Source organism: Streptomyces sp. NPDC005794 (assembly GCF_042871445.1).
In the GTDB taxonomy this organism is placed as follows: domain Bacteria; phylum Actinomycetota; class Actinomycetes; order Streptomycetales; family Streptomycetaceae; genus Streptomyces.
In genome coordinates this window covers 38,123-53,235 of the sequence record NZ_JBIAIN010000015.1, presented here as the reverse complement: position 1 = coordinate 53,235, position 15,113 = coordinate 38,123, and the positions used below count along the sequence as shown (strand labels likewise).

Here is a 15,113-nt window from a genome sequence, read left to right as displayed (position 1 = left end):
GTACGTACCTCTGCTGGGTCTGAGGAGAAGGGGTGGCGGTTGCCGTCGTCGGCCGTCACTTGCCGAAGGCCATCATGGTCGTCTTCGCTTTCTCCTCCTCGTCGTTGCTCGCGCTGACGCGGTCGCTGACGACGAAGGAACGGCCACCCTCGTAGGCGATCTTGGACGAGAAGAAGTTCTCGATCCCGGTCGTCGAGTCCGGGTGCTGCAGCACCACCTCGGGCGCGCCTCCGGTGGGTGCGATCGTCGCGATCGCCCCGCCCTTGTCGTACGAGGGCTCCAGGTAGACCAGGACGTTGCCGCCCTCCATGCGCAGCGGCTTCATGGTGCGCTCGGCGGGCGCCGCCGCCTTCCACTTGGACTTGCCGGTGTTCAGGTCGAACGCGATGACCTTGTTGGTGCGGGCGCTGCCGCTGGTGTCGTCCTCGGTCATCATGTAGAAGGTGTTGGCGTCGGCGGCGATGCCGGTGCAGCCTTCGAGCTTCTGGCCGAAGATGGCGAAGTCGCTTCCGCAGTCGACGGCGGGGTTGTCCCCCGCCTCACTGACCAGCTGGGAACGGAGCGCGCCGTTCTCCTTGAGCGCGAGGATGCCCCACTTCTTCTCCTCGCGCTGGGTCAGCGAGACGACGAGAGGGCTCACCGAGTAGACCTTGTCGATCTCCCAGCCGCGCTTGGGCTGGTACGTCCACTTGGCCTTCCCGGTGGCCGGGTCGACCTCCTGGATCTGGTGCTGCGGGTTCTCCACGTCGTCGGTGCGGCAGTTGACCGCGGCGATCAGCTTGGGGCCGCCGGCGAAGGCGAACGGCTGGCAGTTCCCTGACGGCTTGCCGAACAGTTCCTTCCCGTCGCTGACCCGGTAGCCGTTGGAGTTGTTCGTGCGGCCGACGGTCACCGTGTCACCGCTGATCGCCAGACCGACGTCGGACAGCAGGTCCCAGGTACCGTTCTGCTTGACCGTCTTCTTCCAGCCGGCCTTGCCGGTGTTGAGGTCGATCATCTGCAGTTCGGAGCAGGTGGCCTTGTCCGTGGTGCCGTTCTCGACACCGATGACGATCTTGCCGTCGGCCGTGGGCGACCCGGGTGCGGCGCACATGTCGGCGGGCAGCGGAAGGGTCCACTTCGGCTTGCCGTCGGCCACCGAGTAACCGACGACCGAGCGGTACATGCCCTTGACGAGCGTGTCCCCGACGATCCACGGGCCGTAGACGTCCGCGCCGCTGCGCGGCAGGTCGATGTCGTTCGTCGTCAGCCAGAGGACCTTCGCCTCACCGGCCTTGCGCCCGGCGTTCAGGTCGTCCTCGGCCTCGCGGCCGTCGCCCTTGCCGTCGCCCTGGTCGACGGTGGGCGAGGCGCTCGGATCCGCGGCGCCGCTGCTGGACTTGGCGACGGGCTTCTTGTCGTCGCCGTCGCCGCTCGTGGCGAAGAAGATGCCGCCGCCGACGACGAGGAGCACGGCGAGCGCCGCGCCGATGACGACGGCGGGCTTGCCCTTGAAGGGGCCCCCGCCGGAGCCGCCGGGCGCGGGCGCGCCGGGGTACTGCTGCTGCGGGTAGCCGTAACCGGGCTGCTGACCGTACGGGCCGGGCTGCTGCGCGTACGGCCCCGAGGGGGCGCCGTACGGGCCGGGCTGCTGGGCGTACGGGCCGGGGGCCGCCTGGCCGGGAGCCTGGGGGTAGCCGTAGCCGGGCTGCGCGCCGGGTGCCTGCGGGTAGCCGTAACCCGGCTGCGCGGGGGGAGGCGTGGGCGGCATCTGCGGTGGGGCAGCGGGTGACTGCGGCTGGGGTGGCTGAGGAGTGCCCTGAGGTTCCTGCGGAGCCCCGAAGCCCCCCTGCGGCGGTTGCTGGCTGGGCGGCTGGGTCATCAGCACGTCCCCCTTCGTGCGGTCCGGTGCCCGGTCCGGTCTCCCCCGCGATTCCGCTGGGCTCAGAGGATGAGGTGCGAGAAGTCTCTGAATTCCCCCCGGAAAGGAGCGAATCGGGCATGGGTTCCGCGGCGTTACGACAGTCGAGCGGGGCTTCTTTGTACCACCCGCACCACCTCGGACACCGGTTCGGTCCACCCCCTGTTCCCAAGGGAGAACCGGGCCGTGATGCCGCCGTTACGTGCCTGGTGAGGCCCTGTGACGCCCGTTTCTCCGACGCTCCGTCAATTGTGTTCCTGGCGCGCGGCTTTGGTGGATTCTCCGCAGAGAATCCCCTATTCGCCGAAGGCCATCATCGTTTTCGTGCCCGCCTCGGCCTCGTCGTCCTCCGCGGTGCCGACCAGCGGCAGGGTGAGGAGGGAACGGCCGTCCGTGTAGTCGACCTCGGCCGCGGTCATGCCCGCCTCGATCGCGGCCGTCGACGCCGGATGGGTCAGCACCGTCTGCGGGGATCCGCCGGTGGGCGCGAGCGTGGCGATCTCGCCTCCCCGCGTCCTGGTGGCCGCCACGTGGAGCAGCAGCTTCCCGCCCTCCATGCGCATCGGCTCCATCCGGCGTCCCAGCGGGGCGTCGGCCGTCCACTTCTGCTCGCCGGTGTTCAGGTCGAAGGCGATGATCCGGTTGTCGAGGTCGAATTCGACGTGCTTCCGCTTGGTCGACACATAGAAGGTGTCGTCGTCCGCGGCGACGCCCCGGCAGTCGTCCCGGTTGCGGGTCACCACCAGATAGCCCCCGCACCTCACCTCGTAGTCGGCGAACCCGAGCTCGACGTCCCGGGTGCCCAGCTCGATGTGCGACCGGAGGGTGCCGTTGTCGCGCAGGGCGAGGACCCGCCACTCGTCCCCCTTCTGCACCGAGACGAGCAGCGGGCTGACGGAGTAGACCTGGTCGACGAACCAGTCCTTCTCGATCGTGTACGCCCACTTCTTCTTCCCGGACGCGGGGTCGAACTCCTGGACCTGGTTGCCGCCCTCGCAGTTCGCGACCGCCCTCATCCGGGCACCGCTGAGGAACGCGTAGGACCGGCATTCGCGGGGCTGCGCGGCGAACAGCTCCTGCCCGTCATGCACCCGGTAGGTGTGGACGTGGCCGGGGCGCGCGTACGTCACCGTGTCGCCGTTCGCCGCCATGACGACCCGCTTCTCGACCTCGGCGACGGGGATCTTCGGGAAGGTCTTCCTCCAGCCCGTCTCACCCGTCCGCAGGTCGATCATCTGCAGAACGGTGCAGTCCGTGCCGTTGTCGGACTCCTTCGCCTCGACGGCGACCACGATCTTGCCGTCGTCGGTCGGGCGGGTGGGCGCCGCGCAGATGTCGTCCGGCAGCTCCACGCTCCACAGCTGCTTGCCGTCGGCCACCGAGTAGCCCGACACCGTGCGGTACATGCCCTTGGCGACGACGTCTCCGGCCTCCCAGGGCCCGTAGACACCCATGGCCCTTCCGGGGAGGTCGGCGCCCAGGCTCTGCAGCCACCGGACCTTCGCCTCACCCGGTTCACGGCGGGCGTCGAGCTGCGCCGCGAGTGCCGCGTCGCTCACCTCGTCGTCCTTGCCTTCGTTCTGTTCCGCCGTGGGCGAGGCACCCGTCGCACCGCCTGCGGCCGGCTTCTTCCCGTCGTCGCCCAGGGCGAACCAGGCGCCGCCACCGGCGACCAGGACCAGGGCGAGCACGACGCCGGCCACCCTGCCGGTCCTGCCCTTGAAGCGGCCGCCGCCACCGGGCCCGGACGGCCTGCCCGGCGCGGTCACCGTGGGCGGCTGCGGCGGAAAGCCGTAACCGCTCTGCGCCGACTGCCCGTACGGCCCGGGCGGGTAGCCGTATCCGGGGGGCGTGCCCGGCGGCGGACCGAGCGGTGCCCCGAAGCCTTCCTGCGGTGGTGTGCCGGAAGGCTGAGTCATCGGCGGAGTCCCCCTCGTACGGTCCTGGCTCCGCAGGGTCACGTCAACCCGAGCGGGCCTACTTTCTACCACCCGCCCGGGCGCGGCCTCCGGGCCGGCCCGGGCCGCCCCTCAGGACGGCCCAGGACTGCTCAGGCCTCCTCGGCCAGCTCCAGCCAGCGCATCTCCAACACGTCCCGCTCCGCGACCAGTTCACGCAGTTCGGCGTCGAGCTCGGCGACCTTCTCGAAGTCGGTGGCGTTGTCCGCGATCTGCGCGTGCAGCGTCGTCTCCCTGGTCGACATCTTGTCGAGCTGCCGCTCCACCTTCTGGAGCTCCTTCTTCGCGGCACGCGCCGCCTGCGGCGAGACGGCCTCGGCCGGTGCCGTCTTGGGCGGTTGGAACCCCGCGGCGGAGGCGGGCGTGGCCGTCTCCTCCATGCGCTGCCTGCGCTCGATGTACTCGTCGATGCCACGCGGCAGCATCCGCAGCGCCTGGTCGCCGAGGAGCGCCATCACCCGGTCCGTGGTCCGCTCGACGAAGAACCGGTCGTGGGAGATCACGATCATCGAACCGGGCCAGCCGTCGAGGAGGTCCTCCAGCTGGGTCAGGGTCTCGATGTCGAGGTCGTTGGTGGGCTCGTCGAGGAAGAGGACGTTGGGCTCGTCCATCAGCAGACGCAGGATCTGCAGCCGGCGCCGCTCACCACCGGACAGGTCGCCCACGGGCGTCCACTGCTTCTCCTTGACGAAGCCGAACTGCTCGCAGAGCTGACCGGCCGTCATCTCGCGTCCCTTGCCGAGGTCGACCCGGTCGCGCACCTGCTGGACGGCTTCGAGCACCCGCAGTTTCGGGTCGAGCTCCGCGACCTCCTGGGAGAGGTAGGCGAGCTTCACCGTCTTGCCGACGACGATCTTCCCGGCTGCGGGCTGTACGTCGCCCTGGCTGCGGGACGCCTCGGTGAGCGCCCGCAGGAGCGAGGTCTTGCCCGCGCCGTTGACGCCGACCAGGCCGATGCGGTCACCGGGGCCGAGCTGCCAGGTGAGGTGGGTGAGCAGGGTCTTGGGTCCGGCCTGGACGGTCACGTCCTCCAGGTCGAAGACGGTCTTGCCGAGCCGGGCGTTGGCGAACTTCATCAGCTCGCTGGTGTCGCGCGGGGGCGGCACATCGGCGATCAGCTCGTTGGCCGCCTCGATGCGGTAGCGGGGCTTGGACGTACGGGCGGGGGCGCCGCGCCGCAGCCAGGCCAGCTCCTTGCGCATCAGGTTCTGCCGCTTGGACTCCTCGGTCGCGGCGATCCGCTCCCGCTCGGCCCGAGCGAACACGTAGTCGCTGTAGCCGCCCTCGTACTCGTGGACGCTACCCCGCTGGACGTCCCACATGCGGGTGCAGACCTGGTCCAGGAACCACCGGTCGTGGGTGACGCAGACGAGCGCGGAGCGCCGGGTCCGCAGATGTCCCGCCAGCCAGGAGATGCCCTCGACGTCGAGGTGGTTGGTGGGCTCGTCGAGCACGATCAGGTCCTGCTCGGCGATGAGCAGCTTCGCCAGCGCGATCCGGCGCCGCTCGCCCCCGGAGAGCGGGGCGATGACGGTGTCCAGGCCGTGCTCGAAACCGGGGAGGGCGAGGCCGCCGAAGAGCCCGGTCAGCACATCGCGGATCTTGGCGCTGCCGGCCCACTCGTGGTCCTCGAGATCGCCGATCACCTCGTGCCGGATGGTGGCCTTCGGATCCAGCGAGTCGTGCTGGGTGAGGACACCGAGGCGCAGCCCACCGTTGTGGGTGACCCGGCCGGTGTCCGCCTCCTCCAGCTTGGCGAGCATCCGGATGAGCGTCGTCTTGCCGTCGCCGTTGCGGCCGACGACGCCGATCCGGTCGCCCTCGGACACCCCGAGGGATACACCGTCGAGCAGGGCACGGGTGCCGTACACCTTGCTGACCTGCTCGACATTGACCAGATTGACGGCCATTTCACTCCTGCCTCGGGGATCCCTGCGTCGGGGACCGCTCGACGTCCCAGAGTAGTCGCCGCGCGGGGTGCGATAACGTGCGGCGATCGATCATGGGGAGTAACCCCAGGTCGGAGCGGTTCGAACAACTCCGGGGTGGGGACTTCATGATGCGTGGCGCGGTGCGTGCCGTGGTTTCGGCGGTCGTGGTGACGGCGGCGCTGGCCGGCTGTTCGTCGTCGTCAGGCGGCGGTGACGCGGGCCGGAACGGGGACGAGTTCCCCTCGAAGGCGGCGGAGAGCCCCGCAGCGGCGAAGGGTGCCACGCTGGGCGCCCCCGGCTCGGCCTGCGAGCTGCCGGTGACGTTCGACCTGGCGGCGGACTGGAAGCCGGAGGCCGTGGAGGTGGATCCCGGCTCCGAGCTCGCGGCCCTGGGACAGCAGGGATCGGCCACCATGGTCTGCGAGATCGACGCCAAGCCCGCCGGGAACATCGGCTACCTCCGGGTCTGGCAGGGCAAGGGGTCCGGCACCACGCCGCGAGCGGCGCTGGAGGACTTCCTGGCCGGCGACCCGAACGCGTCCGAGGCGGCGTACAAGGCGACGGAAGCGGGATCGGTGGCGGTCGCGGAGGTCACCTACACGGTGCACCTGAAGCTGTCGGACGAGCAGAAGACGGAGAGCGCCTTCGCCGTCGCGACGCCGGAGGGCCCGGTCGTGGTGCACCTGGGCGGGCTGGACTCCCAGGAACACGAGGAGATGCTCCCGGCGTACGAGCTGGCGAAGAGGACCGTGAAGCCGGCCTGACGGCGGTGGTGACACCGGCCGTCAGCCGGTGGCCGAGGTGACGCACTCGGATCCCTTCGGTGACGACCGGCTGTCCAGCCTGCCCGACCGGTCAGACGACGGTGGCGCCCGCCGCCGGTGACGCCGCGGGCCGGGCGCTGCGGCAGGTGCCGGAAGCCAGCAGGGCGTCCGCCACCTTCCGCGCCGCCGCCTCGTCCGCGACCAGGAACGCGGTGGTCGGCCCGGATCCCGAGACGAGCGCGGCCAGGGCGCCGGCGGCGGTGCCCGCCGCGAGGGTGTCGGCCAGTGAGGGGCGCAGGGAGAGGGCGGCGGCCTGGAGGTCGTTGCCGAGGGCGCCCGCGAGCGCCCTGGTGTCGCCCTTGCGCAGGGCTGTCAGGAGCGCGGCGGAGGCGGTCGGCTCCGGCACCCGCGTACCGGCGGTGAGCCGGTCGAACTCGCCGTACACCGCGGGGGTGGAGAGCCCGCCGTCGGCGACGGCGAAGACCCAGTGGAAGGTGCCGCCGGTCTCGACCGGGGTCAGCTGCTCACCGCGGCCGACCCCGAGGGCGGCCCCGCCGATCAGGCTGAACGGCACGTCGCTGCCCAGTTCGGCGCAGATCTCCAGGAGTTCCTCCTGGCTCGCGCCGGTGGCCCACAGGGCGTCGCAGGCCAGCAGGGCCGCGGCGCCGTCGGCGCTGCCGCCCGCCATGCCGCCGGCGACGGGTATGTCCTTGGCGATGTGGATGTGCACATCGGGGGCGAGGCCGTGCCGGGCCGCCAGGGCGATCGCGGCGCGGGCCGCCAGGTTGGTGGCGTCCAGCGGGACCTTTCCGGCGTCCGGGCCGGAGCAGGTGACGCGCAGGGCGTCGGCGGGGGTGACGGTGACCTCGTCGTACAGGCCGACGGCGAGGAAGACGTTGGCCAGGTCGTGGAAGCCGTCGGGGCGGGGGGCGCCCACCGCGAGCTGCACGTTGACCTTGGCGGGGACGCGGACGGTGACGCTGTGAGTCATGCGGAAGGCTCCGGCTTGTTCTCGGCGATGGCGGCGAACTCCTCGACGGTCAGTGCCTCGCCCCTGGCCTGCGGCGAGATCCCCGCAGCGGTCAGGGCGGCCTCGGCGGCGGGCGCCGATCCGGCCCAGCCGGCCAGGGCGGCGCGCAGCGTCTTGCGGCGCTGGGCGAAGGCGGCGTCCACGACGGCGAAGACCTCGGTCCTGCTCGCGGTGGTACGGATCGGTTCGGTGCGCCGCACCAGGGACACCAGCCCCGAGTCGACGTTGGGCGCGGGCCAGAACACCGTGCGGCCGATGGACCCGGCGCGCTTGACGTCGGCGTACCAGTTGGCCTTGACGGAGGGCACGCCGTAGACCTTGTTGCCGGGCTTGGCGGCCAGCCGGTCGGCGACCTCGGCCTGCACCATCACGAGCGTCCGCTCGATGGTGGGGAAGCGCTCCAGCATGGTGAGCAGGACCGGCACGGCGACGTTGTACGGAAGGTTGGCGACGAGCGCGGTCGGCGCCGGGCCGGGCAGCTCCGTGACCAGCATCGCGTCCGAGTGGACCAGGGCGAAGCGGTCGGCGCGCCCCGGCAGCCGGGCGGCGACCGTGGCCGGCAGGGCGCCCGCGAGCACGTCGTCGATCTCGACGGCGACGACCCGGTCGGCCGCCTCCAGCAGGGCCAGGGTCAGCGAGCCCAGACCGGGCCCGACCTCGACCACCACGTCGTCGGGCCGCACCTCGGCGGTCCGTACGATCCGGCGGACCGTGTTGGCGTCGATGACGAAGTTCTGACCGCGCTGCTTGGTGGGGCGTACGCCCAGCGCTGCGGCCAGCTCGCGGATGTCTGCGGGGCCCAGGAGGGCGTCGGGCTCTGTGGTGCTCACCCGTTAAGCCTACGGCCGCCGCGGGGCCCAAGGGGCGCCGCCCGGCACGGGCCCGAAACCTTGTGCCTCCCGGAGGACGACGACCTCGTCGCCGTGGTCCAGCCCGGTGGAGGGGGCGGGGGCGACGAGGTCGCGGGCACCGACCGTCACGCCTTCGTCCTCGAGGAGCTCCCCGACGTCGTCCGCGAAGGTGTGCAGGGTGCGCGACGTCCCGTCGACACTGACGCGGACGGCCTTGTCCTGGGCGAGGAACCCGGCTGTGCCGCCGGCCAGGACGGCGATGACCAGGGCCCGGGGGACGAGCCTGCGGAGGGTCTCCGGGCCGCTCCGGTGCCGCCGGGCCGCCCGGTGTCCGGCGCCCTCCGTCCGCGCGGCTGTCTGCCGGGGCACCAGCGGGGTGTCCAGCACGGTCGGGTCGTGGACGGACGGGCGGCCCGGCCACAGCCCGGCGACGATCGTCCGCTCCTCGTGGAGGGACCGCGGCGCCGCCGGGGCGGGGACCCGCGCGGGCGCCTGCCTGGTGCGCCGACTGCCGCGCGCTGCACGGTGACTGCCCTGCGAATGGCCCACGACGCTCCAGAGACTCCGGCTGCCGACCCCGTTGCGCGGGCACGATAGCCGAGGACCCGTCACCCTCCAAAGTCGTACGATTACCCAACGTGTCGACCAGGATGTCCGGTGGCCCTCAGAAGTCGAACGCCCGCGCGGTGTTGTCGTAGACGGCGGCCGCCAGGGTGTCCTCGTCGGTGCCCCTCACCTCGGCCATGGCACGGAGCGTGACCGGAATCAGATAGGGCGCGTTGGGCCGTCCACGGTAGGGGGCGGGCGTGAGGAAGGGGGCGTCCGTCTCGACGAGCACGAGCTCGGCGGGGGCGACCACCAGGGCGTCGCGCAGCGGCTGCGCGTTCTTGAAGGTGACGTTGCCCGCGAAGGACATGAAGTACCCGGCCGCCGCGCAGATCCGGGCCATCTCGGCGTCCCCGGAGTAGCAGTGGAAGACGGTCCGCTCCGGCGCGCCGGCGTCGGCGAGGATGCGCAGCACGTCCGCGTGGGCCTCACGGTCGTGGATGACCAGGGCCTTGCCGTGCCGCTTGGCGATCTCGATGTGCGCCCGGAAGGACTCCTCCTGGGCCGCCATGCCCTCGGGGCCCGTCCGGAAGTGGTCGAGGCCGGTCTCGCCGACCGCGCGTACGTGGCCGAGGGCGGCCAGCGCGTCGATCTCGGCGAGCGCCTCGTCGAGCGCCGCCCTCCCGCCCGGCTCCCGCGCCTCCTGGCGTGACCAGCCGTCCGGGTCCCCGTGCACGATGCGCGGCGCCTCGTTGGGGTGCAGGGCGACGGAGGCGTGCACGGACGGGTGCGCGGCGGCGGTCTCGGCGGCCCAGCGGGAGCCCTTCACGTCGCAGCCCACCTGGACGACGGCGGTCACGTTGACGGCCGCGGCCCGGGCGAGCCCCTCCTCGACGGTTCCGTCCTGCATGTCCAGGTGCGTGTGCGAATCGGCGACCGGAACCCTGAGGGGTTCGGGCAGCGGCGGGGCGTCGGTACGGCTCATGCCGACGACTCTACGAGGCCCCGGGCCCTCTCTCAGCGCCGGTGGAAGGGATGCAGCAGATCCGACAGCTGCCAGTGGCGCGGCGCGGGGCCGGAGGCCGGCACGGCGGTGGCGACCACCCTCTCCCCACCGGTCACGTCCTCACCGGCGTTCGCCGGTCGGGTGGCGTACTGGCGCTGAAGCAGCTCCTGCACGGTCGAGACCCGGCCGGCGCGCATGATGCGGACCACGTGGCCGCCGCAGTTCGTGCACGTCGGGGTGGACAGCGGCGAGGGCACGCGCTTTCCGTCCGCCCGGTAGACCACGAACGCGTTGCCCGAGCCGTCGGTGTGGTGCTCTATCTCGTAGGCCTGCTCCCAGCCGTACCCACACCTCATGCAGGCGAAGGCGTACGCCTCGTGCGCGGTGGTTGCTGCGATCTCACTCATGCCTGCTCCTCTTGTCCGTGGACAAGCACTCCGGACAAGCACTCCGGATGGTGCGTTCCACCCTCAAGTGGACGCCTTCTCCGGCGGCGAAGCACCAGGCCTGCCGAGTGTTGGGACGCTTTTGGCCGTTCCGTGGCCCAAGGCCCCGCTACGCGGCCCGGGCTTTACCTTTCAGGTTAGTCCTTTGCCCTGTTCCTGGCCGGTCCGAGCCGCGTTCTTTGCCGCGACCACCGCATCGAACACCTCGCGCTTGGGCAGCCCCGCGTCGGCGGCCACCGCCGCGATGGCCTCCTTGCGCCGCTCCCCCGCCTCCTCGCGCACCTGCACCCTGCGCACCAGCTCGGCGGCGTCCAGTCCTTCGTCCCCGGAGTCCGTGGCGCCCTCGACCACGACGGTGATCTCGCCGCGCACGCCCTCGGCCGCCCAGACCGCCAGCTCGCCCAGCGGGCCGCGCTTCACTTCCTCGTACGTCTTCGTCAGTTCCCGGCACACGGCGGCCCTGCGGTCCGCTCCGAACACCTCGGCCATCGCGGCCAGGGTGTCGTCCAGCCGGTGCGGGGCCTCGAAGAAGACCATCGTGCGGCGCTCGTCGGCGACCTCGCGGAGCTTCCCGAGCCGCTCGCCCGCCTTGCGCGGCAGGAAGCCCTCGAAGCAGAAGCGGTCCACGGGCAGGGCGGACAGCGCGAGCGCGGTCAGCACGGCCGACGGGCCCGGTACGGCGGTCACCTTGATGTCCCGCTCCACGGCGGCGGCGACGAGCCGGTAGCCGGGGTCGGAGACGGACGGCATCCCGGCGTCGGTGACGAGCAGGACGCGCGCGCCGCCGGCCAGCGCCTCGACGAGTTCGGGCGTGCGCGCCGTCTCGTTGCCCTCGAAGTAGGACACGACACGCCCCGTCGTGTGGATGCCCAGCGCCTGGGTGAGCCGGCGCAGCCGCCGGGTGTCCTCGGCGGCCACGACATCGGCCGTCTCCAGCTCGGCGGCGAGCCGTGGCGGGGCGTCCGCCACGTCGCCGATGGGGGTCCCTGCGAGTACGAGCGTTCCAGTCGTTCCAGTCACATCGGCCATCCTCCCAGCACGGGCGGCACCACTCGCACAGATGCGTTCCCTACGATGGCGCGGTGACGAGTACTGCGCCCGAAGCCCAGCAGGGCAACGACGCCGGGGATCACACCGGCGACCAGCCGCCTTCCTGGCAGCAGCGGCTGCGCCGCTTCGGCCATTCCCCCCGGCCGGAGACGGGGCTGCGCGAACGCCTGGTCCCGCCCTACACCCGCCCCGGCCGGCAGTTCTGGAACGTGCTCGCCGTGCCACCGGCCCTGGCCGGCCACCTGGTGCGCTGGTCCGCGTGGGGCGGGCCGCTGCTGGTCGCCCTGGTCGCGGGGGTGCTGCGGTTCTGGAACCTGGGCAGCCCGAAGGCGGTGATATTCGACGAGACGTACTACGCCAAGGACGCCTGGGCCCTGGTCAACCAGGGGTACGAGGGTTCCTGGCCCAAGGACGTCGACAAGCTGATCCTCAAGGACCCGTCCTCGGTGGACATCCCGGTGGACCCGGGTTACGTCGTCCATCCGCCGGTCGGCAAGTGGATCATCGGGTTCGGCGAACAGCTCTTCGGCTTCACCCCCTTCGGCTGGCGCTTCATGGTGGCGCTGCTCGGCACGATCTCGGTCCTGATGCTGTGCCGCATCGGCCGCCGCCTGTTCCGCTCGACGTTCCTGGGCTGCCTGGCGGGCACCCTGCTGGCCGTGGACGGGCTGCACTTCGTGATGAGCCGCACCGCGCTGCTCGACCTGGTGCTGATGTTCTTCGTGCTCGCGGCCTTCGGCTGCTTCCTCATCGACCGTGACCGGTCCCGCCGCAGGCTGGCCGCGGCGCTCCCGGTCGACGAGGAGGGTCTCCTGCGCCCGGACGTCCACATCGCCGAATCACTCCGCCTCGGGTGGCGCCCGTGGCGGATCGCGGCCGGCCTGATGCTCGGCCTCGCCTTCGCGACGAAGTGGAACGGGCTCTACATCCTGGCCGCGTTCGGGGTGATGGCGGTGCTCTGGGACGTCGGCGCGCGGCGCACGGCGGGCGCGGTGCAGCCGTACCGTGCGGTGGTCCTCAGGGACCTGCTGCCCGCGTTCGTCTCCACGGTGCCGGTCGCGATCGGCACGTACGTCGTCTCGTGGACCGGCTGGATCGTCACGGACAAGGGGTACTACCGCAACTGGGCGGCCACCGAGGGCAAGGGCGGCAACTGGACCTGGCTCCCGGACTGGCTGCGCAGCCTGTGGCACTACGAGAACCAGGTCTACGACTTCCACATCGGCCTGACCTCCGGTCACACCTACCAGTCCAACCCGTGGAGCTGGATCGTCCTGGGCCGCCCCGTCTCGTACTTCTACGAGGAGAAGACGGGCTGCCTCGAATCCGAGACCCGCAAGTGCGCCCGCGAGGTCCTGGCGCTCGGCACCCCGCTGCTCTGGTGGGCGGCGTCCGTGGCGCTGCTGTACGTGCTGTGGCGCTGGGCCTTCCGCCGCGACTGGCGGGCGGGCGCGATCGCGTGCGGGGTGGCGGCGGGCTGGGTGCCCTGGTTCTTCTACCAGGAGCGGACGATCTTCCTCTTCTACGCGGTCGTGTTCGTGCCCTTCCTGTGCCTGGCGGTCACGATGATGATCGGCGCCCTGCTCGGCCCGGCGGCCGGAACGGGCACCAAGCACCGCCTCGGCATGGACACCGCCGATCCCACGGGCGAGCGCAGACGCACGCTGGGCGCGATCGCGGCGGGCGTCCTGGTGCTGCTGATCGTCTGGAACTTCGTCTACTTCTGGCCGCTGTACACGGGCACGTCGATCCCGGACACCTCCTGGCGCGAACGGATGTGGCTGGACACCTGGGTGTAGCGACCGGGCCACGCGAAGGGAGGAAAGCGCTCTCTCGCGGCGCATCGCGGTCCGGTAACAACCGCCTCAGGCCTCTCCCGTGTCCCGTAGGGTGCCAAAGGAAGACCCTCTTGAACACGTTCAAGAGGGCTCCTGGGGAGGGGACTGCACCGATGCGCAGTGGAGCGAAGGTCGCCGTGATCGGCGGAGTGTTCGTACTGGTGGCCGGAGGACTCGGCTACGGCGCGTACGAAGTGCTGCTGGACGGGGGCGAGGCCGGGGCCACGGGGACCGCTTCGGCGTCCTCGGAGGTGAAGACAGGGCCGCCGGGCAAGGAAGAGATCGAGGAGACCGCCAAGGGATTCCTCGAGGCGTGGGCGTCGGGCGACGCGTCGGCGGCCGCCCTTCTCACGAACAACGAGACCGTCGCCGAGCCGCTGCTGGCCGGCTACGCGGACGAGGTCCACGTCACGAAGGCGGTGATCACGCCGGGCGCCGCCGTCGGCACGAAGGTGCCGTACACGGTGAAGGCGACGGTGTCCTACGGAGGGAAGACCAAGCCCTGGTCGTACTCCTCCGAGCTGACCGTGGTGCGTGGCCTGACGACCGGCAAGGCCCTCGTCGACTGGCAGCCCACGGTGATCCACCCGCAGCTGACCGAAGGGGCGTCGCTGAGGACCGGCGAGTCCTCTACGGCGGCGATCGAGGCCGTCGACCACAACGGCAAGGTGCTCGACAAGGAGACGTACCCGTCGCTCGGGCCGATCCTGGACAGCCTGCGTGAGAAGTACGGCGACACGGCGGGCGGTTCACCGGGAATCGAGACCTGGATCGAGCCGGCCGACGAACAGCTGCCGGACACCACTCTGCTGACGCTCGCCAAGGGGAAGCCGGGCAAGCTGCAGACGACGCTCGACGCAGACGCGCAGGCGGCGGCCGAGAAGGCGGTCACGCAGTACAGCGGGGCGTCGGTGGTCGCCGTGCGGCCGTCCACGGGCTCGATCCGCGCCGTCGCCAACAACCCGGCGACCGGCTTCAACGCGGCGATGCAGGGCAAGCAGGCACCCGGCTCCACGCTGAAGATCGTGACCGCCGCGATGCTCCTGGAGAAGGGCCTGGTCACGGCGAGCGGCGCCGCGGAGTGCCCGAAGGAGGTGCTGTACCAAGGCCGTACGTTCCACAATCTGAAGCACTTCGAGCTGCCCGCGTCCAGCAGCTTCACGACCAGCTTCGCGCGCTCGTGCAACACCGCTTTCATCAAGCTGATCGACGACACGCAGGACGACTCGGCGCTGCCCGAGGAGGCCCGTGAGGTCTTCGGTATCGGCCTCGACTGGAAGAGCGGCGTCGTCTCCTTCGACGGGAGTGTGCCCGAGGAGACCGGCGGCGAGGCGGCGGCACAGTACATAGGCCAGGGCACCGTCCAGATGAACGCCCTCACCATCGCGTCCGTCACGGCGACCGCCCGCACAGGAACGTTCCGTCAGCCGGTCATCGTCCCGCAGTCCCTGGACGACCGTCAGCTCGCCACCGCGTCCCGCTCGCTGTCGCAGAACGTCTCCGGACAGCTGACCGACATGATGCGGGCCACCGCCTCCTGGGGCACCGGCCAGGCGGCCATGGCCTCGGTCGGCGGCGACAAGGGCGCCAAGACGGGCTCGGCCGAGGTCGACGGGCAGTCCACGTCCAACAGCTGGTTCACCGGCTTCAGCGACGACCTCGCGGCAGCGGCGGTCGTCCAGTCCGGTGGCCACGGCGGCGACGCGGCCGGCCCGGTGGTGGCGGCGGTGCTGCGCGCGGGCAGCTGACACCCCCTCGGTTGACCGGCCTGTGCGGCTACGAGCCGGCGACGT

Annotated in this window: 12 protein-coding genes; 3 read left to right on the top strand and 9 right to left on the bottom strand. The window is 71.4% G+C overall.

The features are described 5' to 3' along the window. Nucleotides 1-55: 55 nt before the first annotated feature. The 3 genes from ACFYQ5_RS23745 to ACFYQ5_RS23735 all read right to left on the bottom strand — a co-directional run bounded on the left by ACFYQ5_RS23745 (nt 56) and on the right by ACFYQ5_RS23735 (nt 5,768). Nucleotides 56-1,861 carry a PQQ-binding-like beta-propeller repeat protein gene (locus tag ACFYQ5_RS23745; protein ID WP_389200166.1) on the bottom strand — a complete coding sequence of 602 codons (1,806 nt, stop codon included), beginning with the start codon at nt 1,859-1,861 and terminating at the stop codon, nt 56-58. Nucleotides 1,862-2,196: 335 nt separating this feature from the next. Further along, nucleotides 2,197-3,819 carry a PQQ-binding-like beta-propeller repeat protein gene (locus ACFYQ5_RS23740; protein WP_389200164.1) on the bottom strand — a complete coding sequence of 541 codons (1,623 nt, stop codon included), beginning with the start codon at nt 3,817-3,819 and terminating at the stop codon, nt 2,197-2,199. A gap of 131 nt (nt 3,820-3,950) precedes the next feature. Next, nucleotides 3,951-5,768 carry an ABC-F family ATP-binding cassette domain-containing protein gene (locus tag ACFYQ5_RS23735; RefSeq protein ID WP_389200163.1) on the bottom strand — a complete coding sequence of 606 codons (1,818 nt, stop codon included), beginning with the start codon at nt 5,766-5,768 and terminating at the stop codon, nt 3,951-3,953. Nucleotides 5,769-5,860: 92 nt separating this feature from the next. Here ACFYQ5_RS23735 and ACFYQ5_RS23730 point away from each other — a divergent pair, with 92 nt between their 5' ends. Then, nucleotides 5,861-6,553 (top strand): lipoprotein, encoded by a 693-nt coding sequence (locus tag ACFYQ5_RS23730; RefSeq protein WP_389200161.1) that lies wholly within the window; start codon nt 5,861-5,863, stop codon nt 6,551-6,553. A 91-nt stretch (nt 6,554-6,644) separates the two neighbouring features. Here the strand turns inward: ACFYQ5_RS23730 and ACFYQ5_RS23725 are convergent, their stop codons facing one another. From ACFYQ5_RS23725 to rsmI, 6 genes are all read right to left on the bottom strand, one after another. Continuing rightward, nucleotides 6,645-7,544: a 4-(cytidine 5'-diphospho)-2-C-methyl-D-erythritol kinase gene (locus ACFYQ5_RS23725; protein ID WP_389200159.1), complete on the bottom strand. Its 900-nt coding sequence runs from the start codon at nt 7,542-7,544 to the stop codon at nt 6,645-6,647. Continuing rightward, on the bottom strand, nt 7,541-8,413 hold the full coding sequence (gene rsmA, locus ACFYQ5_RS23720; RefSeq protein ID WP_386464248.1) for a 16S rRNA (adenine(1518)-N(6)/adenine(1519)-N(6))-dimethyltransferase RsmA: 873 nt from the start codon (nt 8,411-8,413) through the stop codon (nt 7,541-7,543). The genes ACFYQ5_RS23725 and rsmA overlap by 4 nt, the downstream gene beginning before the upstream one ends. A 9-nt stretch (nt 8,414-8,422) precedes the next feature. Then, on the bottom strand, nt 8,423-8,983 hold the full coding sequence (locus ACFYQ5_RS23715; protein WP_389200157.1) for a ubiquitin-like domain-containing protein: 561 nt from the start codon (nt 8,981-8,983) through the stop codon (nt 8,423-8,425). A gap of 115 nt (nt 8,984-9,098) precedes the next feature. After that, complete coding sequence (locus ACFYQ5_RS23710) at nt 9,099-9,965, bottom strand: TatD family hydrolase (protein ID WP_389200155.1); 867 nt, start codon at nt 9,963-9,965, stop codon at nt 9,099-9,101. Between the two features lie 32 nt (nt 9,966-9,997). Then, the gene (locus ACFYQ5_RS23705) at nt 9,998-10,393 is read right to left on the bottom strand and encodes a hypothetical protein (RefSeq protein ID WP_389200153.1); all 396 of its coding nucleotides are present in this window, start codon (nt 10,391-10,393) and stop codon (nt 9,998-10,000) included. A 171-nt stretch (nt 10,394-10,564) separates the two neighbouring features. Beyond that, nucleotides 10,565-11,461: a 16S rRNA (cytidine(1402)-2'-O)-methyltransferase gene (gene rsmI, locus ACFYQ5_RS23700; protein WP_389200151.1), complete on the bottom strand. Its 897-nt coding sequence runs from the start codon at nt 11,459-11,461 to the stop codon at nt 10,565-10,567. A gap of 53 nt (nt 11,462-11,514) precedes the next feature. Here rsmI and ACFYQ5_RS23695 point away from each other — a divergent pair, with 53 nt between their 5' ends. Together ACFYQ5_RS23695 and ACFYQ5_RS23690 are read left to right on the top strand one after the other, a co-directional pair. Further along, on the top strand, nt 11,515-13,281 hold the full coding sequence (locus ACFYQ5_RS23695) for a dolichyl-phosphate-mannose--protein mannosyltransferase (protein WP_389200150.1): 1,767 nt from the start codon (nt 11,515-11,517) through the stop codon (nt 13,279-13,281). Between the two features lie 152 nt (nt 13,282-13,433). Continuing rightward, nucleotides 13,434-15,068, top strand: a complete 1,635-nt coding sequence (locus ACFYQ5_RS23690) for a penicillin-binding transpeptidase domain-containing protein (RefSeq protein ID WP_389200148.1) — start codon at nt 13,434-13,436, stop codon at nt 15,066-15,068. Nucleotides 15,069-15,113 lie beyond the last annotated feature (45 nt).

What these genes read in the sequence shown, in the direction of transcription:
- ACFYQ5_RS23730 (WP_389200161.1), top strand. Translation starts at nt 5,861, where the DNA reads ATGGGGAGTAACCCCAGGTCGGAGCGGTTCGAACAACTCCGGGGTGGG.
- ACFYQ5_RS23725 (WP_389200159.1), bottom strand. Translation starts at nt 7,544, where the DNA reads ATGACTCACAGCGTCACCGTCCGCGTCCCCGCCAAGGTCAACGTGCAG.
- ACFYQ5_RS23690 (WP_389200148.1), top strand. Translation starts at nt 13,434, where the DNA reads ATGCGCAGTGGAGCGAAGGTCGCCGTGATCGGCGGAGTGTTCGTACTG.
- ACFYQ5_RS23705 (WP_389200153.1), bottom strand. Translation starts at nt 10,393, where the DNA reads ATGAGTGAGATCGCAGCAACCACCGCGCACGAGGCGTACGCCTTCGCC.
- ACFYQ5_RS23740 (WP_389200164.1), bottom strand. Translation starts at nt 3,819, where the DNA reads ATGACTCAGCCTTCCGGCACACCACCGCAGGAAGGCTTCGGGGCACCG.
- ACFYQ5_RS23735 (WP_389200163.1), bottom strand. Translation starts at nt 5,768, where the DNA reads ATGGCCGTCAATCTGGTCAATGTCGAGCAGGTCAGCAAGGTGTACGGC.
- ACFYQ5_RS23710 (WP_389200155.1), bottom strand. Translation starts at nt 9,965, where the DNA reads ATGAGCCGTACCGACGCCCCGCCGCTGCCCGAACCCCTCAGGGTTCCG.
- rsmI (WP_389200151.1), bottom strand. Translation starts at nt 11,461, where the DNA reads ATGGCCGATGTGACTGGAACGACTGGAACGCTCGTACTCGCAGGGACC.
- ACFYQ5_RS23745 (WP_389200166.1), bottom strand. Translation starts at nt 1,861, where the DNA reads ATGACCCAGCCGCCCAGCCAGCAACCGCCGCAGGGGGGCTTCGGGGCT.